We start from the raw sequence: 18,767 nt of genomic DNA, 5'->3' as shown, positions 1-18,767 counted from the left end.
ACGATCGGTCCTCAGCACTCGGAGAGCCGGTGCTTTGCAACACTCCGGGCGCATCATCCCCGTACGCAAGCCGATCCCCAGTGGGCAACAGGCGATCAAGTCACCGCCAGACGTTGACGGGCTTCTGCGCGGTGCACGCCGAGCGCATCCAGTAGTGCGGTAGCCGGGTCAGGGGCAGCTCGCTCGATCAGCGCGAGTGCCAGGTGGCGGGTCGTGAGGGTTCGCGCCTTCTCGGTTGCCGCGTTTTGCACGGTCTGCGCGAGCACTTGCTTGGCTCCGGCGGTGAACGGTGTGTGCTTGCCGAGTGCAGCCCGCACACCGGGTTCGGCATCGCCTAGTTCCACGCCGATCGCGGCCAGGGCACGCCGGTCGAGTTCGGCGGCGGCTCGGCGTGCAGCGTGGGCATCGGTGCCGATGGCGATCGCGACGGTGTCATCGTGCAATACCCCGATCAGCAGGTGGTCGGTGCCGATGCGGCGATCACCCCGCCGTGCCGCCTCGAACTTGGCATCGTCGACTGCGACCCGAGTGGCCTGCGCGAACCGCTCAAACATTTGTCCCCTGCTTTCCGTACTTCGCGTGGACTGATTGCCGTGTCACCCCGAGAGCGTCACCGATCTGCTCCCATGACCAACCCGCTTTCCGCGCCTCGGCGACGTGCAGTGCCTCCACGCGTTCCGCCAGGCGATGAAGCGCCCCGACGGCACGTAGGCCACTTGCCGGGTCGGCCGTCTGCAACCGTGCGCCGATGTCTCCCACATCCATAATGTCAGTCTGACTTGACAAGTGGCGGATGTCAATTGAAACTGACGAGCATGTCAATCTCTGCAGATGTTCTGGTCGCCGGCGCCGGCCCCACCGGGCTGATGCTCGCCGCGGAACTCGCGGCGAGCGATGTCGACGTCGCCGTCGTAGACCGGCGACTCGCCCCGACGGCACACCCAAAGGAAACGGGATTGTCGGGCACGCGGCCGTGCACTTGCGCCGGCTCGGCGTACTGGAGGGCACGGATCTGAAGGTGGTCCGCCCACCGCACTTCCCTTTCGGCGCTCTCCGCCTGCGACTCGGGCTCGGCCCGGGCAATCCGCTCCACGTCCTCTCCATTCCACAGCGTCGCCTGGAACAGCTGCTCCAGGAGCGTGCAACGGCCCGCGGCGTGCGCATCCTGCGTGGCCACGAGGTGAGCGCCTTCGAGCCGGCCGACGACATGGTCACTGTGCGCCTGCACACACCCGACGGTGATGAACCGGCAGTCACGGCGTTCCTTGTCGGATGCGACGGCGCCCGCAGCACTGTGCGTCATCAGGCCCGCATCGGCTTTCCGGGGTTCACCAGCGACCGGATCGCACGCATCGCCCGCGTGACCATCCCCGATGACGCCGTCGCACGTGTCGGTGACGAACTCGAACTATCCGGCATCGGTCGGTTCGCCACATTCGGACCCAATCGTGCACCCGGCGGCGGCTTCTCGATCACTCCCGCAGCAGCACTCGACCGGGAGGCACCGGGGGACCTCTACATCGTCGCGACCCAGGAACCACTCGGCGAAGCCCGCTCCGACGACACGCTGTCCGCTGCCGATCTGTCCGCGAGCATCACCCGCGTACTCGGCACCGAACTGCCATTCACGGCAGCGACCGCGCTACGCGCCACAGTCGGCAACAGCCGCCAGGCCGACGCGTACCGCAAGGGCCGCGTGCTGCTGGCCGGTGACGCCGCACACATCTTCAACGCCGGAGGCTCCGCCATCAACGCGGGCCTGTTGGACGCCCTCGACCTCGCACCCCGACTCGCCTCGACGATCGCCGGTTCGGCACCCCTGTCCGATCTCGACCAGTACGACGCGTCCCGGCGCCTCGCCTGCGACCGCACCCCGGCCCACACCCGGTTACAGGCATCTCTGGCTCGAGTGGACGAGCATGCCGCAGAGCTGCGCACGGTGCTGGCACCCGTTCTGAGTGATCGCACCGCTTCCCGCGCCCTCGCGCGACTCATCGAGGGTGCACCGGCGATGCCCTGAAGGGCGAGAACGGGGGACGTGACCGCTCGCGCGCCCATCCGCGCACCCTCCCCTGGGCAGTTGTTTCGCTCGTTCGAGTGGAGTGCTGAGATACTCGGTTGCATGTGCATGTTCTTCCGACTCGGCTAGCGATCCGCTAGCCGAGTGTGGCTCTGCCCGCTGCTAGCGATGCGGGGATGGACGCGTTGTCCGTTCTCGACCGCTGTCGGGAGGAATCGCTATGCCCTCTGTGCGCTTCGGCGCCGAGGAGGCCTTGTCGCGCGCACTGTGTCGGCGTGAGCGGGTTCGGGCGCTCATACGCACCACCGGTGGGATCGAAGAACTCGCCGCCGAAGAGCTGCGGACTGCCGGGCATCAGGTGCTCGAGCTGTCACGTCGTCAGCTCATCGTCGCTCTTCGCACGGCGCAGGTCATCGCTCGACCGCCCCGCCTCGTCGACGATCTGTTCCTCATCGCAGCGGACGTTCCCGACCCGGGACGACGTCGGGACGGGCTCGACACGCTCTCGGCCCGACTGAACGCTGCGATGCAGCTTCCGGTGCCGATACGTCCGCGTGAGCCCTTCGCCGTCAGCGGCTCGTTCGTGGGAAGGCGGAACTTCTCGCGCTATGCAGTCGAGGACACGGTGGGAGAGCTCGTTCAGCGCGTAACGAAGGGGAACTACGTATCGCGAGGGGACGGCACGGTGGTGCCCCCTGCTCGGCGGGCGGATCTGCGTGTCGTCTTGGACGGCACGCGAGCCATCCTCGGCATCCGACCATTCGCTGTCCCTCTTCACCGTCGCGACTGGAGAGCGAGTACCGTTCCCGGGAGCCTTCACCCACCGGTCGCGGCTGCGCTTGCTCAGATCGCCGACATCCAACCTGGCGATGTCGTACTCGACCCTTTCACCGGTGCCGGAACTCTGTTGTTGGAAGCCTCCCAGATCGAAAGCGGCGCCCGCTACATCGGGATCGACCGCGACCAGAGTGCGCTACATGCTGCCCGAGCGAACGCATCCGGTCGATCGGATGTCCAATGGCATACCGGCGACGCTAGGGACCTGTCGCAGTTCACGTCGACGGCGGATCGAATCATCACGAATCCGCCGTGGGGGCGCCAGCAACCCATCGCCGACATCGCCCCCTACATCGACCAGTGGCGCATCGCCTTGAAGCCCAACGGGGTCGCCGTCGCGATCCTGAATCCCGCACAGGCTGCATCATTCGCCCGAGCCCCCCGGTGGAAGACGCTCCGACAACTCGATGTCACCGTGGCCGGCCAAGCCGCCCGCATCGTCTCGGCCACGCCTGGCGGGAACATGCCGGGCGAGCAATGAGCGAGCACGACGACAACGAGCCAGGAGAACGCCGATCCGTCCGCTGCGCACTTCTCGGCCTTTACGTGTCTGCCTTCGTGGATCTTGTCCTCAGAGGTCGAGACCGACCAGCACCGGCTCCGGGTGCAGCAGCACGCCGAACTCCGCCTGCACCCGGCCCTGCACGAAAGACGCGAGCTGCGCGATCTCGAGCGCGGATGCCTCGCCCCGGTTCGTGATCGCCAGGGTGTGTTTGCTCGAGATAGCGGCCCCCGATCCGGGCAGCGCGAATCCTCGCGCGATCCCGGCGTGCTCGATGAGCCATGCGGCGCTGAGCTTCACGCCGGGGCCGTCTGCCGACTCGGAGCGGGCCCGGTGCCGCTCGCGGTCTGCCGCCGCTTCGGCCAGCAACCCGACCGTCGTGCTCTCGTCCGCCGTCGAGCCGTCGAGCGCAGCAACGAGGTCGGGTTCCTCCGGCGCGAGCGGCCAGCGCGGGGCATCCGTCGGCAGGGTGCGCGCGAACCGCGCGGAGACGATCGGGTTCGTGAAGAACGAGCCGGCACTCACGGAGTCGGGATCGTGCGGGTCGAGCACCATGCCCTTCGATGCCCGCAGTGAGAGCACCGTGCGGCGCAGCTCACCCAGCGACACCCGCGAGCCGACCTCGACAGCGAGAGCGTTCGCGAGCTGCCCGTAGGCGATCGGCTCGCCCAGTGCCGCGCCGACGTCCGGCCTCTGCAGCAGCTCGAGCTCCACCGCGATCACGACGCCCTCGAGCCCGCGCTTGAGCACGGACGTGCGGTAACCGAGCTCGAGGTCCGCCGCAGCCAGGCGGCGCACGTCGCCGGTGACCGCATCCAGAAAGTCGACAGCGATGAGCACCGACGACAGCTCCTGCCCGTACGCGCCGATGTTCTGCACCGGCGCCGCCCCGACACTGCCAGGGATGCCCGAGAGCGCCTCGATTCCCGCCCACCTGTTGCGCACCGCGAGCGCCACGAGCGCGTCCCAGCTCTCGCCGGCCTGTACGCGCAGGCGAACGGCATCCGGATGCCCGCCGCCGCCATCGCCGGCCTGCACGCGCTGTACTCCGGTCGTGGCGACCCGGACGACCGTGCCGTCGAATCCCTCGTCGGCCACCACGGTGTTCGAACCGCCGCCGAGCAGCAGCACGGGCTCGCCGGAGGCGTAGGCATCCGCCGCCAAGGCGATGAGTTCGGCCTCCGTCGCGGCGACCGCCAGGTGCTGAGCGGGACCGCCCACGCGTATGGTGGTCAGCTCGGCGAAGGTGGGAACGGTTTCGCTCACGCGAACGAGACCCACGCCTGGGCCTTGCCGAGCACGGTCCGGCCCTCGACCGTAGCGATGACATCGATGCGCGCCCGGCGGTTCTCCGCCTCGACCACCGCCACCTTCGCCGACACGGTCAGCGTGGCGCCGTCGTTGGGGTCGACGACCACCGGCCGGGTGAAGCGCACCTGGTAGTCGACGATCCGCGATGGGTCGCCCGCCCAGTCCGCAACCGTCTGGACTGCGATGCCCATGGTGAGCATGCCGTGTGCGAGCACGCCGGGGAGGCCGACGAACTCGGCGACATCGTCGCGGTAGTGGATGGGATTGAAGTCTCCGGATGCCCCGGCATAGCGCACGAGGGAGTCCCGCGTGATGAGGTGCTCGGCATGCGCCACCTCGTCACCGACGGCGAGAGCACTCAGGTCGGGGGTCGTGGCAGCCATCAGCCCTCTCCCCTCACGACGAGGGTGGACGTCGCTGTGACGACATGCTGTCCGGATGCGTCGCTGATCGCGGTCGCGGCCGTCACCATCGAGTTGCCGCCGAGCGTCTTCACCTCGGTGACGGTGAGGCGGGCGGTCAGTTCGTCCCCCGCCACGATCGGGCGCGAGTACTCGAAGCGCTGGTCGCCGTGAACCACTCGGCCGAAGTCGATGCCGGCGTTCGGGTCGCCGAGGAGCTGCGCCAGCGTGCGCTCCTGCACCACGATCGGGAACGTCGGCGGCGCCACGACATCGTCATGCCCGGCTGCCCTGGCCGCAGCGGGATCGAGGTTGATCGGGTTCGTGGCGAACACCGCTCGCGCGAACTCCCGCACCTTCTCCCTTCCGACGAGATACGGCTCGGTCGGCGGGTAGGCACGACCCTGAAGGGCGGGGTTCACTGGCACGCAGTTCATTGTACGGATGCCTGTCACGGGCCCCCGCGCCCGGCCCCGTGCACACGCCGAGGCCACCCCGAGCACAGAGAAGCTCGCCGACAGACAAGCCCGAAGACAAAGAAGAAGGACCCCGACTCTTGGGCCGGGGTCCTTCTCTGTCAGTTGTCTCTGTCAGTGCCTGTTGTTGTCAGAGCAGCTGCCTACTGGCAGCTGTCGCACTGCAGAAGATCCATCGGGTCGACGGGCACTGCATAGCCGCCGACTGTGTCGTTTTCGTAGTCCATGATGACCTCCCCTGAAGAATGTCTTCCCGGGTTCGCCACCCGGCCGCTCGGTATTTCCCCCCGCGGTGTTCACCACTATATAACGTGAATCACACGATTGTCATTCCACTAGATGTTGTGTTTCGCGATTCTTCCGCTTCGAGTTCGACGCTACCCGGAACCCCCGACATCCGAGTGAGTCGATCGGGCTCCTGTTCGCCGACGTCGCCCGTCCGATGCGCGCATCCCTGCCCCCCTATTAGGGGCAGTACGAAGGCTGTCTACCTGCTCCCAGCTCGCGTACATTCTTAGACAAGGTTCTAGATTCGGGGATGGACCGTGGAGACTGTCGAGGCGCGAACGCCTGCGCGACTGCTCCGCCTGCTGTTGTGCGGGCTGGGCGTGGCCGCCGGCCTTGTGCTGCTCGCGCTCGCGTTCGGCTCGCACTCCGCCTCGGCGGACGAGCCGGGAACTCCGCCATCGACCCCAGCGGCCTCCACGAGCTCCGGGTCCGGCCTGCTGGGCACTGTCGGCTCCGTGCTCGGCGCGGTGACCGCACCGGTCTCCAGCACCGTCAGCGCGGTGACCTCGACCGTCTCGAGTGTCGTGAACCCCGTGACGCAGGCTCTACCTGCCCCGCTGCAGCAGGTCGTGCAGCCCGTGACGGATGCCGTCACCACGGTGACGCAGTCCGTCTCCGTGACGCAGACCCTCGCTCCCGTCACCAGCGCGGTCGACCAGGTGGTCGGCTCCGTGCCGGTGGTCGGGCCGACGCTGAGTTCCACGCTCGGCTCGCTCACCGGTGCCACGGCAGCCGTGACGGGGACGGTGGACGGCGCGGTGGGCGACGTGGGCACCGTCACCGGTTCGGTCTTCGGGCCACCGGCGCCCGGCTCGGGCAAAGGGGTTCCGCCTGCGGCATCCGAAGGGTCGCCCACCGCCTCCCAGTCGGACTCCGCGGCAACGCCGATCGCCGCACTTCCTGCCGCCTCGGCGGGTGCCTCCGCGACTTCGTCGGGGAACGTCCCGCCGGCATTCACGGCATCGTTCGCGACGCAGCAGGCCGGCCTTTCCGCTTCAGCCGGCGGGAGTTCTGTGCCGGCCGCTCCTGGCGGCGATCCTTCCGCTCCCGGAACTCCGCCCGGAGGCTCCGCGACGGGCAACGGCACGACCTCCGGCGGCGGCTCGGGAGGCGGCTCTGCCTTCAACGCCGTGCACGAGTTCACGCTTTCCGTCGTCGGCGTCGGCATGACTTCTGCGACTTCCGGCGACGATCGACTTCCCTCGACGCCTACCTACGAGACCGACTCGACCCCTGACTGAGCGGGTCCGCTCCGCCATGCCCTTGCACGGCATCCTGACGATGCTGCGCGGGCGATAGGCGGAAGACGAGACCTCAGTCTCCTCGTTCGACGTGCCTTTGCCTCACGGGACGGGGAGCCACGACAACGACTCTTCGGGGAGTTACATCATGAATAAAATCGTGTCGAGAGGGCTGTGGTTCACAGTCATCCTCGGCGGTCTTTCACTGGCGGGCATCGGAGCCGCGAATGCGGCAGAGCCCTCCACGAGCGGCAACGACGGAGCGGGCTCCGGCGACGTGCTCGGCATCAACCTGAGTGCTCCGATCTCGCTGGCGGGCAACGCCATCAGCGGCATCGGCGATGCACTCACCAACGCAGCGACCACCTCAACGTCGACAGCTCCCTCGGCTCCCGCGCCGGCGGCGTCGACGTCATCCGCGCCGTCCGCCCCTGCGGCTCCGGCACCGGTGACGACGTCGGGTAACGGGGGTATCGCATCCGGCGACATCGTCAGCGGCACGGTGACCGTGCCTGTGACGATCGCAGGCAACGCCATCAGCGGTGTCGGCGATTCCACCACCACCGATCCCGCCACGACCACTCAGGCGCCCGCATCCGCTCCGACGTCCACCGGTTCATCCGGTGCGGTCACGAGCGGCAACGGGAGCGTGCTGGGCGGTGCGGTGGCGCCTGTGACGGTGAACCTGCCGATCACAGTCAGCGGCAACGGGATCAGCGTGCTGGGCGACTCGACATCCGACAAGGCGGACACGTCGACCAGCACCGGGGGCCCTGTCGCAGCTGCGACGCCGAACACCACGACCGGCAACGACAGCCTGCTCGGCGGGCTGCTGCTGCCCATCGGGGTGAACGCGCCGATCACGATCTCAGGCAACGCGATCAGCGTCGCCGGGGACTCGCGCACCACGAGTCCTGCCACCACGACGACCACGGGTCAGACGACCGGTGCCGCCGGCGCAGCGGGGAACACATCGGGCACCGACGGTGTGCTGAGTGGGCTTCTCGGCGATGTCGGGGTGAACGCTCCGGTCACGGTGGGCGGCAATGCCATCAGTGGCCTCGGCGACTCCACGACCACAGATCCGGCGACCTCGGTGACGGGCACCGAGTCTGCTGCATCGGCCGGCGACAGCACCTCGGGCAACGGAAGTCTGCTCGGCGGGCTCCTGGCGCCCATCGGAGCGGATGCTCCGGTCACGGTGGGCGGCAACGCCATCAGCGGCCTCGGCGACTCCACCACCACCGGTGCGATCACCTCGGTCGCACCGGGGTCAGGCACCTCCGGTGACACCACCAGCGGGAACGGGGGCCTCCTCGGAGGCATCCTCGCCCCGATCGGCGTGGACCTCCCGATCACGATCGGCGGCAACGCCGTGAGCGTGATCGGCGACTCCACCACCACCGATCCGACCACCACGGTCCCCGGCACCCCGGGCACTCCTGGAACTCCTGGAACCCCGGGAACCCCGGGAACTCCCGGAACCCCCGGCACTCCTGGAACCCCCGGCACCCCGGGCACTCCTGGAACCCCCGGCACCCCGGGCACTCCTGGAACCCCCGGCACCCCGGGCACTCCTGGAACCCCGGGAACTCCGGGAACCCCGGGAACGAACGGCACTCCGGCGTCGTACGTGACCACGGTGTCGTCGGTGCACGCATCCGGTGCTGGGATGAGCCCCAACTCGCTCGCCGAGACCGGGTCCGACCTGGTGGGCGCGCTCGGTGCTGCGCTGCTGGCCCTGCTCGCAGGGCTCGGGGCGCTGCTGTTCACGCGCCGGCGCACTGCTCGGGCGTAACCCGCGGCAAGGAGAACGAGCGCGGCGGGCGCCGCTGCCTGGCCTCCGTGCCAGGTGGCGGCATCCGTGCTCCGCGCACCATGAACGTGGCCGGTGATCCCGGGCGGCTGCGCCGAACTTCGGTGCACCCGGCGTGACGCGAGAGTCGTTCAAACCGTGTTGCAACTCGCATCCGGCCGGTCACGCGGTGACGGTGGTGCTGTTACGGCGCCACCGTCATCGTCATGCCTGGATGACCGCGAGAACGTTGCCGGCAGGGTCGCGGAACCAGGCGATGTCGGGGCCCCGCTCGGGGTTGCCCGGACGCGCGATGCCCTTATCGTCGGTGGGGAACGCCGCATCGGAATAGATCTTCGTCTGCACGCCCGCGGCGCTCAGCTCGTCGACCGCGGCATCGATGTCGTCGACCACGAAGTTCAGGATGGTGAAAGAGGCGGGTGTGTGGTTCGGCTTCGCGTAGACGAAGACCTCGGCCCCACTCGGCAGAGTGAGACGGATGCCCATGTCTCCGTCGCTCACCACCCGGAGTCCCAGCGTGGTCGCGTAGAACTCCCGCGCGGCGTCGAGATCGTCGACACTGAACCCGCTGAACGAGTCGATCGCAGTGAACATCGCACTTCCTTCGATGGGGTGTTCCTCCGCCGCTTGCGCTACTGAAACCAGCGTTCGCGACACGTTTTTCCTGTAGCTGATGCCGATCCCTGTGGCGCGACGGGTAAGGCCCGCCTCGCCCCAGGAACCACAAAGCCCGACGGGCCGCAACTGCGGCTCATCGGGCGGAAGTGGGGTAAGCGGGCGAATTGTTTTCAAACGGGCCGCTTGCTCCCCGCCCCCACGGAGAGCAATGAACGGCCCGAGAAAAGCTTGGCCCCAAGCCGTGAGCCTTGTCAAGCATTGCTGAACAGAGCCCACGTACCCAGTTCGGGTAGGTCTGCTCGGTCGAACGCCGGTTGCACTGACCGGCACTCGACGTAGCCTGGAGTGGTCGGTAGCTCGTAGTGGAACGCGTCGAAGGAGATGGTGACCATGCGCGCATCGGTGGGCGAGCGCATCCTCATTCGCGGAATGACCGTCGAGACACCCGATCGGCATGGCGAGATCGTCGAGGTACGTGGCGACGACGGAGCGCCGCCGTATCTGGTGCGCTTCGATGACGGACACGAGACGCTCGTGTTCCCGGGCTCGGACGCGAGCGTCGATCACGAGGCTCCCGCCGGTTGAGCCGTCGCCAGGCCTCGGCCGACCGCCGAGACGGCGGCCGGTGCCGGGACGCTAGCGCAGGTCGAGCCAGCGGACCTGCTCGTCGGTGAGCGCGACATCCAGGCCCGCCATAGACGTGCGGGTCTCTTCGATGCTGCGTGGGCCGAACAGCGGGAACGTCGGGAACGGCTGGGCGAGCACGTACGCGAGGGCGATCGCGGTCGGCGCGACTCCGAGTTCCGCCGCGAGCTGCCGTGCACGCGCGAGACGCTCGAAGTTGCCGTCGCTGTAGTAGCAGCGCACCAGCTCAGCGTCCGAGGCGTCTGCACGGTCGGCCCTGGCGAAGAACCCGCGTGCCTGTGACGACCACGGCAGCAGAGTGGTGCCCGTGCTCTCGAGCCAGGCGCGGTCCTCGTCGTCGGTGACATGCCGGCATCCGGCCCACGGAACATCAAGGGCGTGCGCGAGCCCGAAGTGGTCGCTCAGCGCTGAGAAGCGCTGCTTGCCGTGCGCATCCGCGTAGGCCAGCGCCTCCTCGTACCGCCCGATCGACCAGTTCGATCCGCCGAACGCACGGATGCGGCCCGCTCGCGCCTGCTCGTCGAGCACGTCGACGAACTCCCCCACCGGGATCTGCTCGTTGTCGCGATGCATGAGGTAGAGATCGAGATGGTCGGTCTGCAGCCTCTCCAACGATTCGTCGAGCTGGCGCACGATCGACTCCGGGTCGCAATGCGGGGTGTGCGCACCCTTGCCGATGATCACGACGTCGTCGCGAAGTCCACGGTTCGTGATCCATTGGCCGAGCAGCCGCTCCATCGAACCGCCGCCGTAGATGTATGCGGTGTCGAAGGCGTTGCCGCCACGCTCGAAAAAGTCGTCGAACATGGCAGAGGCGTGCCCGAGTGTCGTCTGGTTGTCGACGCCCATGACGAGCCGCGACACGTCTTTGTCGAGTCCTGGGATGCGCCCGTAGCGCATGGCGGCATCCGGTCGCCTGCGTGGAGCGCGCCCGCCGGCCGGTGGGATGTTCGTGGTCGCCGCCTCGAACGGATACTGCAGGCCGATCGCGGCCCGCCACCGATCCAGCGCGCGGGCGTTGCCCAGCGAGTCCGCCCACCCGATGTTCGGGCTCTGGCCCTCTCCGGCGTACTCGGCGACGGCATCCGCCTGCAGCGCATACTGCCATGCGGGTTCGATGCGGATCGACTCTGCTCCGTCGGTGCGACTGAGCTCGAGATAGCTCGGCTCGGTCGGGCTCGGGATCCACGGCTGCGGCACCACGATGCGGCCCTTCGAGCCGGTGACCACGATGCGGTTGTCGTCTTCGAGGCGCACGCCGCACGTGACGTGGGCCGTGATGCCGGAGGCGAAGACGAGCGATGCCGCGGCCCATTCATCGACACCTGTGGCGCCGATCTCGCCCTTCGCGGTGAGCGAGACCGGGTCGGCGAATCGCTCACCGATCGCCGCGCCGGCGATCTGGCGCGCGGCCGACACCGGGTACCCGCCGACATCGAGGATGCCGCCGCCCGCGAGGTGCGGGTTCATCAGCCGGTGGGCCGCCGACAGCTCGGCACGAAACGCGAAGGAGGCCTCCACGTGCTGTACGTCGCCGATCGCGCCCTCGGCGATGAGTTCGGTGAGCCGCACGGTCTGCGGGTGGAAACGGTACATGTACGCCTCTGCCAGGTACCTGTCGTTGCGGCGGGCGGCCTCGACCACTGCCATCGCGCCCGCGTGGTCGACCGAGAGCGGCTTCTCGCAGACGACGTGCTTGCCTGCATCCAGAGCCTGAATCGCCAGCCGCACGTGCTGCGTGTGGACCGTCGAGATGTAGACGGCGTCGACGTCGGAGTCTGCGAACAGTGCGTCGTACGACTCGTGGATGCGGATGCCACCGGCCTCCTGCTCGAACTCGGCCGCGAATGCGCGGGCCCGCTCGCTGTCACGGCTCGCCACCGCCACCAGGCGACCCGTTGCACTGTGCGGCAACTGCTCGGCGAACCGGTGGGCGATGCCTCCCGGTCCCACTATTCCCCAGCGCACGTGCTGCAGTTCTCCTGCCATGAGTGTTCCTCCGTCGTCCATGATCGGTGTTCGGGTGGGCCGGGCGGGCCGGCGCAGAGAAGGCGCGAGCGCATCGGAGTCACAATTGACCGTGAACGTTCACGGTGAGTGACATTACCAGTACGATTCCGAGCATGGCAAGGGCCGAATCCAGTGGCGTGAAGCCGGCGACGATCAACGACGTGGCCGCGGCGGCCGGCGTCTCGCGCCAGACGGTCACCCGTGCCATGAACGACCTGCCCGACGTGAGCCCCACCACGAAGCGACGCGTACAGGAGGCCGCGGCGGCGCTCCGCTATCGCCCCAACCGGGCAGCGCAACGGCTCGTGCGCGGCGGAGACGTGACGATCGGTTTCGTCGTCGGCGATCTGCGCAACCCGTATTACCCCGAGCTCGCGGCCGAGCTCACGCACCGCGCGGCAGAGCGCGACTGGGGTGTCGTGATGACGGATGTCGGCGGCAGGCGGGGCACAGAACGCATCGAGTCGATCGTGGGGCGAGTCGACGCCGTCGTCGGGCACCTCGCGCGCCGGCACCGGGACCTCGTCACCACGCGCGTTCCGACCGTGCTGCTGTCGGACGACCCCGTGGAGCCGGGTGCCGGCGTGCGGTTCGAGTATGCGAGGGCCATGCACGACGCGGTCGCCCACCTCGTCGCCGGCGGACGCCGACGCATCGCGATGATCGACTCCGACCAGGGTCCGTCGCTACGGTTCCGCCTGCTCGCCTCCGCGCTGGAGGAGCACGGCCTGAGACCATCCGCCGTTGTGGCCGTCGTCGACACGCACCAGGGTGGCGTCGGCGCGGTGGCGTCGCTGATCGAGAAGGCGCCACAGGTGGACGCCGTGCTGTGCTTCAACGATGTGCTTGCGGTAGGTGCGCTGAAGGGTCTCGCGCTGGCGGGCATCCGGGTGCCGGACGACGTCGCCGTGATCGGGGTGGACGGCCTCGACATCGGCACGCTCGTCACACCCGGGCTGACGACCTTGGCGGTCGACATGCGCGCCGTGGCCCGGCACGCGACAGACCTCGTCGCCGGGCTGCTTCGCGGCGAGACCGGCGACGCGCTTCACCGATCGGTTTCGCACACGCTTCTCCTGCGCGAGTCGGCGTGAAGCGCGCACGCCTCGAACCCGCGCGTGCCGAGCGGACGGTCTAGGACTCGTCGCTGCCCACCATGCCGGTTCGCAACGCGTGCGCCACATCCGGTCTGCCGTTCCGAAAGGCAAGGTCGATCGCCGCCCGATAGTCGTAGTCGATGGCTCGCTCCTCGGCGGACCAGCCCTCTGGACCCCGCTCGACGAGCGTGTATCTCGCCTGCGGCGAGCGCGCCTGCACGAGATGGTGAACGGGTGCGTCGTCTTCATACGCGGGCCAGCCGACGCTGCCCGGGTTGACCACGAGAGCACCGTCGGGCAGCCGCCGCGTGCGTTGCAGGTGCGTGTGCCCGCAGACGTAGAGCTCGAAGCGACCGGCCCACTCGCCCAGCCGCGCCGCGATCTCCTCGTTCGTGGCAGCCCTCAGCGAGTCCTCAGCGTGCGAGTCCACCGTCTCCAGCAGGTAGCAGAGGTCGTCTTCCGGCGCCCCGTGGAACGCGAGAACTCCGGGAACGGGCTCGAGTCGAACCGGGAGCCCCGAGAGCCATGCCCGGTCCTCGCTGGTGAGCACCCCGGACGCGAGGCGATCCGATGCGCTCATGTCGTGCGACGGCAGGGTGAGCAGCTGGCGTTCGTGGTTGCCTCTCACGGTGAGGATGTCCGTGCGAGCGCGCAGCAGATCGAGGGTGCCCCTCGGGTCGACGCCGCCAGAGGCGATATCGCCCAGGTCGACGATGAGGTCGACGGCGTCGGCGTCGATGGCCTGCAGCACGGCGACGAGCGCAGGCGTGTTGCCGTGGACATCCGAGATCAGGGCGATGCGAGGCATCCGTCCAGCCTAGATTCGGCGGGCGGGTGTCGAGCCGGCGCTACTGCACCGACCAGCCGCCGTCGGACGGCAGCACGGCGCCGTTGATGTTCACTCCGTCGTCGCTGAGCAGGAACGTGATCGAAGCGGCGAGCTGCTCGGCGGTCGCCACGGTCGGGATCATCGCCTGGAACGGCTGAAGGCGAGCGGAACCGGCCTGCGACACGTTCTGCGGGAACGGGATGCCCGTTGCCACCCCGCCCGGGGCCACCGCATTGACGCGGATGCCCTGCGGCCCGTACATGAACGCGGCGCTTCGGGTCAGGCCGATCACGCCATGCTTCGACACCGTGTACGCGTTGCCCGAGGCGTTGCCGCGGATGCCCGCCTCCGAGGCGATGTTCACCACGGAGCCGCTTCCCGAGGCGAGCATCACCGGCAGTACTGCGCGAGTGAGCTTGAACGCGCCGGTCAGGTTGATGCCGATCACGCGCTCCCACGTGGCATCCGTCGTCTCGTGCAGAGGCGAGAAGTCGTCGTTCACGCCCGCGACGTTCGCCAGCGCGTCGATGCGGTCCCCCGCGGCGGCCACGATGGCGTCGACGTCATCCTGCTTCGTGATGTCGCCGACCACAGTGATGACCTGCGCCTGCGGCAGCGTTGCAGCGAACTCCTGCAGCCGCTCCGCCGACACGTCGACGGCCACGACGCGGCCGCCCTCGCGGGCCACCCGCGACGCCGTCGCCCGGCCGATGCCCGAGGCTGCACCTGTGACGACGACGGTCTTGCCCGCGAACCGGCCGGACGTCGCCTTCTCCGACCATCCGGCGCTTTCGGACTCTTCGGGCATGACGCCGCCGTTGGCCTTCAGCACGAGGTCGTCGACAACGGACTGCGGCAGCTGACCCTGGCTCAGGGCCACGAGTTGCTGCAGCGGGAGCCCCTTGATCGGCGCCAGCGTCGACTCGTCGGCGCCGCTGGAGGCGAGCAGGCCGCGCACCAGCGGGCCGCCCTCCGGATCTTCCAGCCACCGCCCGATCGGGCTGTTCGCGGTCAGCGGTTCGCGTTCGTTCGCCATGTGCGTTGTCTCCTCTTATCTAGATGGTGGATCTCCTGCCGGCCGAGCTTGTCGAAACCCGGCCGGACTGGTTTCGACAAACTCAACCAGCGATGGTGGACGACGCCGCTTCCCGTGCCGGAGCGGTGTGCGTCTTCGTCGCCGACACCCCGTGCAGCGGATGGCTGCGCTCGAGCTTCGCGCCCTCCACGTCGACATCCGGAAGAATGCGGTTCAGCCAGCGCGGCAGCCACCACGCGGCCCGTCCGAACAGGTGCATCAGTCCCGGCACGAGCACCATGCGCACGACGAACGCGTCGAACAGCACGCCGAACGCCAGACCGAAGCCCAGCGGACGCACCATCGAGAGGTCGGAGAACACGAAGCCGCCGAACACCGAGACCATGATGATGGCCGCTGCCGTCACCACGGCTCGGCCGCCACGCAATCCGGACACCACAGCCTCACGCGCCGAGAGACCGTGCACGTACGCCTCGCGCATGCCGGAGACCAGGAACAGCTGGTAGTCCATGGCGAGTCCGAAGAGCACGCCCATCACGATGATCGGTGCGAAGCTCAGCACCGGACCTGGATCGTGCACCCCGAACACCGGACTCAGCCATCCCCACTGGTACACCGCTGTCATGCCGCCGAAAGCGGCGAACAGCGACAGCACGTACCCGCCGGTGGCGATGATCGGCACGAGAAGCGAGCGGAACACGATGATCATGATGATCAGGGAGAGCCCGACGACGACCGCGAGGTAGAGCGGGAGCACCCCGGCGAGCTTGTCGGAGATGTCGATATTGGCACTCGCCTGTCCAGCCACCCCCAGCGTCACGCCGCCGGCGAGTTCGTCGTGGTCGCGCAGCTCGTGCACGAGCTTCTCGGTCGACGCGCTGCTCGGGCCGTCCTTCGGGACCACCTCGAACGCCATGAAGTCGTTCGCCTTCGACGTTCCGATCGGCGCCACAGCGACGACATCGCTGCGGGACATCAGGTCGCCGACGATGCTCGCCTGCGTCGTCGTGACATCCGCTGAGCTCACCGCTTTCGGGAGGGTCGCCGTGACGATCAACGGTCCGTTCTGCCCTGCACCGAACTCGTGGGCCACCGTCTTGTACGCCTTGTACTGCGTCGAACTTGTCGATTCGGACGATCCGTCCGGCAGGCCGAGGCGCATCGAGAGGGCCGGGAGGGCGATGATCAACAGCCCGACCACCGCCACCACGACACTCAGCACGGCGCGACCTGTGCGCATGGGCCGGACGAGCGGCGCACGGTGCAACTCGTGACCGATCTGCGCGCGCGCCTTCTTGCCCAGCACGCGCAGCCCGAGCATGCCGAGCAGGGCGGGCGTGAGCGACACGGCGACGAGCACGGCGACGAGCACGCACGCGGCGCCCACGGTTCCCATGGCGCTGAGGAATTGGATGCCGCTCACGTTGAGCGCGAGCAGGGCGACGAGCACGGTGGCTCCGGCGAACACGACCGCATTGCCCGCTGTGCCGTTGGCCAGGCCGATCGACTCGCGCACATCCATGCCGGCCAACAGCTGCCGTCTGTGGCGGTTCAAGATGAACAGCGAGTAGTCGATGCCGACCGCGAGCCCGAGCATGACGCCGAGCACCGGCGTGACCGACGACATGTCGACGACCCCGGAGAGCGCCATCGATCCGGCCACGCCGACACCGACGCCGACCAGCGACGAGATCAGCGGCATCACGGCCGGCAGCAGGGCGCGCATCATCACGATGAGCACGATGAGCGCGATCACGACGCCGGTGATCTCGCCAGGACCGATCAGTCCGCTGATCGAGGTGGCGATCTCGGACGAGTAGTTGATGGTCACGCCCGGGATGCTCGCGGCATCCAGTTCGTGCGCGACAGCGGTTTTCACCTCGGCGGGCATGTTGAACGTACTGTCGTGGAACTGCACCATGCCGATCGCGGTGCTGCCGTCGTTCGACACGGTCTTGATATCGCTGGCGGCATCGAGCAGCTTCTGCCCGGCATCCAGCTGCTTCTTGGAGGCGGCGAGCTTCGCCTCGCCCTGGTCCAGCTGCGCCTGCTGCGCCGCGAACTGCGCCGATGCCTGGTCGTAGACACCGGCTGCCTTCGCCTGGGCTGTCGCGGCGTCGAGCTGTTGCTTGCCGGCATCCAGCTGCGCCTGGCCCTGCTGCAGCTGGGCACGACCGTCGGCGAGCTTCTGCTGCTGCGCCTCGCGCTGAGCCTGGGTTTGGAACGGATCGACGATGCCGTCCACGCCCTTCACCTCGGCGACGGACTTCAACAGCGAGGTGATCTGCTGCTTCTGGTCGGCGCCGAGCGACCCCTTCGTGGTCTGGAAGACGACGGTGCCGGTCGCGCCGCCACTCTGGTCCAGCTGCTTCTGCAGCTGCTCGGTGACCCTCGAAGTCTCGGTTCCTGGAATGTTGAAGCTCGTGGCGAGCGTTCCGCCGAACGCGAGGAACGCACCGCCGGCGAGCGCGAGTGCCGCGAGCCAGCCGACCAGAACGGTCCACGGTCGCCGGGCGGAGAATAGTCCGAGGCGGTTGAGCAGGTTGGCCACGGCGAGCCTTTCTGGTCTCGGGTGCGATGAGGCGCGCGCAGCTCGACGGTGAACGGTGCGAATAGAATCCAAACTATCCAACAGATGTCGGAAATCCGGCACCTGTTGGAGAACTCACAGTGAATGCAGGAGTTCCCCGCAGGTTGCACGGAGAAGGCATCGGTGCGAATTCTCATGGCAGAATCGCGGATCATGGATGCCCGCATCACCCGAACCCGCGCGAGCCTGCAGGACGCGCTGATGGAACTCGCGCGCGAGCAGCCCCTCGACGAGATCACGGTGGCCGACATCGCGGATCGCGCGGGCGTCAACCGCAGCAGCTTCTACCAGCACTACGCCGACAAGGACGTGCTGCTTGCGGATGCACTGGATGCGGCCTTCGAGGAGACGGGTGCACGGCTCGCGCTGCTGACCGGCCCGGTGTCGGGACCGCCGGAGGCGATGCGGATCTACCTCGGCCACATCGAGAAGCACGCGGCGCTGTACTCACGCGTGCTCGGAGACCGCGGCTCAGCCATCGTGACCGCCAGGGTGCGTGACCGCATCGAGCAGGTCGCGATGGAGGGCATCAGTCGCACGGCCTCTCCGGCGTACGACGGCGTGCCGGTCGAGGTGGTCGCAGCCGGCATCACGGGCGCCGCCCTCGGCGTGGTCCGGGCGTGGCTCGAACGCGACCCGCGGCCCACCGTGGAGACGGCCGCCGACTGGCTGTGGCAGGTGCTCCTCGGGCCGGGCTCCGCCTGGACGAAGACCGACTAGCTACAGCGCCTGTCGCAGCGCCTCGCCCGGCGTGGGCGCCGAGGCGATGTAGGTACAGCCCTCGTACAGCGGCCACACGGCCCACGCGCCCGCGTCGTTGCGGTAGAGGTAACCGAGCACGGTGTCGTCGCGCACGATGTTCCACGACCCTCCCGCCTCGGGCTGAACGAGTGTGAACGGCGTGTTGTTCACGGCCACGATCTGTGAACCGGGCTGTGGCTGGAAGTTCTCGAGCATTGTGCTCCGCATTTTATGGGACTCCACGAGTATCCGAGTCTGAAGGTCGATGCGAAATGACAACGTTGACAATTGACTGTCATCGTTGTCATA

18 protein-coding genes are annotated in these 18,767 nt (G+C 68.3%); 8 read left to right on the top strand and 10 right to left on the bottom strand.

Annotated features, from left to right (window positions below):
- Positions 1-95: 95 nt before the first annotated feature.
- Entirely contained in the window at positions 96-554 is a 459-nt protein-coding gene (locus ACYVDK_RS12210) for a Clp protease N-terminal domain-containing protein (protein ID WP_460522073.1), read from the bottom strand.
- 261 nt (positions 555-815) lie between these two features.
- Here ACYVDK_RS12210 and ACYVDK_RS12205 point away from each other — a divergent pair, with 261 nt between their 5' ends.
- The 3 genes from ACYVDK_RS12205 (at position 816) to ACYVDK_RS12195 (ending at position 3,338) form a co-directional block, all read left to right on the top strand.
- Positions 816-1,016 carry an FAD-dependent monooxygenase gene (locus ACYVDK_RS12205; RefSeq protein WP_460522071.1) on the top strand — a complete coding sequence of 67 codons (201 nt, stop codon included), beginning with the start codon at positions 816-818 and terminating at the stop codon, positions 1,014-1,016.
- Positions 1,017-1,018: 2 nt separating this feature from the next.
- On the top strand, positions 1,019-2,020 hold the full coding sequence (locus ACYVDK_RS12200) for an FAD-dependent monooxygenase (protein WP_460522069.1): 1,002 nt from the start codon (positions 1,019-1,021) through the stop codon (positions 2,018-2,020).
- Between the two features lie 220 nt (positions 2,021-2,240).
- Complete coding sequence (locus tag ACYVDK_RS12195; RefSeq protein WP_460522067.1) at positions 2,241-3,338, top strand: methyltransferase domain-containing protein; 1,098 nt, start codon at positions 2,241-2,243, stop codon at positions 3,336-3,338.
- Positions 3,339-3,428: 90 nt separating this feature from the next.
- Here ACYVDK_RS12195 and ACYVDK_RS12190 read toward each other — a convergent pair whose 3' ends face one another.
- From ACYVDK_RS12190 to ACYVDK_RS12180, 3 genes are read right to left on the bottom strand one after another with little or no spacing between them, the layout of a single operon-like run.
- Positions 3,429-4,625 carry a UDP-N-acetylmuramate dehydrogenase gene (locus ACYVDK_RS12190; RefSeq protein WP_460522065.1) on the bottom strand — a complete coding sequence of 399 codons (1,197 nt, stop codon included), beginning with the start codon at positions 4,623-4,625 and terminating at the stop codon, positions 3,429-3,431.
- Positions 4,622-5,053 carry a MaoC family dehydratase gene (locus ACYVDK_RS12185; RefSeq protein ID WP_460522063.1) on the bottom strand — a complete coding sequence of 144 codons (432 nt, stop codon included), beginning with the start codon at positions 5,051-5,053 and terminating at the stop codon, positions 4,622-4,624. Before ACYVDK_RS12185 ends, ACYVDK_RS12190 begins: the two co-directional genes overlap by 4 nt.
- Complete coding sequence (locus ACYVDK_RS12180; RefSeq protein ID WP_460522061.1) at positions 5,053-5,499, bottom strand: FAS1-like dehydratase domain-containing protein; 447 nt, start codon at positions 5,497-5,499, stop codon at positions 5,053-5,055. The genes ACYVDK_RS12185 and ACYVDK_RS12180 overlap by 1 nt, the downstream gene beginning before the upstream one ends.
- 593 nt (positions 5,500-6,092) lie before the next feature.
- On the opposite strand from ACYVDK_RS12180, the gene ACYVDK_RS12175 reads away from it, so the two are divergent.
- Positions 6,093-7,076, top strand: coding sequence for a hypothetical protein (locus ACYVDK_RS12175; protein ID WP_460522059.1), 984 nt, complete (start codon positions 6,093-6,095; stop codon positions 7,074-7,076).
- Positions 7,077-7,224: 148 nt separating this feature from the next.
- Positions 7,225-8,874, top strand: a complete 1,650-nt coding sequence (locus ACYVDK_RS12170; protein WP_460522057.1) for a chaplin family protein — start codon at positions 7,225-7,227, stop codon at positions 8,872-8,874.
- A 222-nt stretch (positions 8,875-9,096) separates the two neighbouring features.
- Here ACYVDK_RS12170 and ACYVDK_RS12165 read toward each other — a convergent pair whose 3' ends face one another.
- The gene (locus tag ACYVDK_RS12165; RefSeq protein ID WP_460522055.1) at positions 9,097-9,486 is read right to left on the bottom strand and encodes a VOC family protein; all 390 of its coding nucleotides are present in this window, start codon (positions 9,484-9,486) and stop codon (positions 9,097-9,099) included.
- A gap of 414 nt (positions 9,487-9,900) precedes the next feature.
- On the opposite strand from ACYVDK_RS12165, the gene ACYVDK_RS12160 reads away from it, so the two are divergent.
- Positions 9,901-10,095 (top strand): DUF1918 domain-containing protein, encoded by a 195-nt coding sequence (locus ACYVDK_RS12160; protein WP_460522053.1) that lies wholly within the window; start codon positions 9,901-9,903, stop codon positions 10,093-10,095.
- A 51-nt stretch (positions 10,096-10,146) separates the two neighbouring features.
- On the opposite strand, the gene ACYVDK_RS12155 is transcribed toward ACYVDK_RS12160, so the two are convergent.
- Entirely contained in the window at positions 10,147-12,144 is a 1,998-nt protein-coding gene (locus ACYVDK_RS12155; protein ID WP_460522051.1) for an aldo/keto reductase, read from the bottom strand.
- 134 nt (positions 12,145-12,278) lie between these two features.
- Here ACYVDK_RS12155 and ACYVDK_RS12150 point away from each other — a divergent pair, with 134 nt between their 5' ends.
- Entirely contained in the window at positions 12,279-13,259 is a 981-nt protein-coding gene (locus ACYVDK_RS12150; protein ID WP_460522049.1) for a LacI family DNA-binding transcriptional regulator, read from the top strand.
- 40 nt (positions 13,260-13,299) lie between these two features.
- Here the strand turns inward: ACYVDK_RS12150 and ACYVDK_RS12145 are convergent, their stop codons facing one another.
- From ACYVDK_RS12145 to ACYVDK_RS12135, 3 genes are all read right to left on the bottom strand, one after another.
- Entirely contained in the window at positions 13,300-14,070 is a 771-nt protein-coding gene (locus tag ACYVDK_RS12145) for a metallophosphoesterase family protein (RefSeq protein ID WP_460522047.1), read from the bottom strand.
- A gap of 40 nt (positions 14,071-14,110) precedes the next feature.
- Positions 14,111-15,127, bottom strand: a complete 1,017-nt coding sequence (locus tag ACYVDK_RS12140) for an SDR family NAD(P)-dependent oxidoreductase (RefSeq protein WP_460522045.1) — start codon at positions 15,125-15,127, stop codon at positions 14,111-14,113.
- 82 nt (positions 15,128-15,209) lie between these two features.
- Positions 15,210-17,678 (bottom strand): MMPL family transporter, encoded by a 2,469-nt coding sequence (locus tag ACYVDK_RS12135; RefSeq protein ID WP_460522043.1) that lies wholly within the window; start codon positions 17,676-17,678, stop codon positions 15,210-15,212.
- Between the two features lie 174 nt (positions 17,679-17,852).
- On the opposite strand from ACYVDK_RS12135, the gene ACYVDK_RS12130 reads away from it, so the two are divergent.
- Positions 17,853-18,437 carry a TetR/AcrR family transcriptional regulator gene (locus ACYVDK_RS12130; RefSeq protein ID WP_460522041.1) on the top strand — a complete coding sequence of 195 codons (585 nt, stop codon included), beginning with the start codon at positions 17,853-17,855 and terminating at the stop codon, positions 18,435-18,437.
- Here ACYVDK_RS12130 and ACYVDK_RS12125 read toward each other — a convergent pair whose 3' ends face one another.
- Positions 18,438-18,674: a hypothetical protein gene (locus tag ACYVDK_RS12125; protein ID WP_460522039.1), complete on the bottom strand. Its 237-nt coding sequence runs from the start codon at positions 18,672-18,674 to the stop codon at positions 18,438-18,440.
- Positions 18,675-18,767 lie beyond the last annotated feature (93 nt).

It is taken from the genome of Humibacter antri, from assembly GCF_054777235.1.
This window is presented reverse-complemented; position numbering and strand designations above follow the sequence as displayed.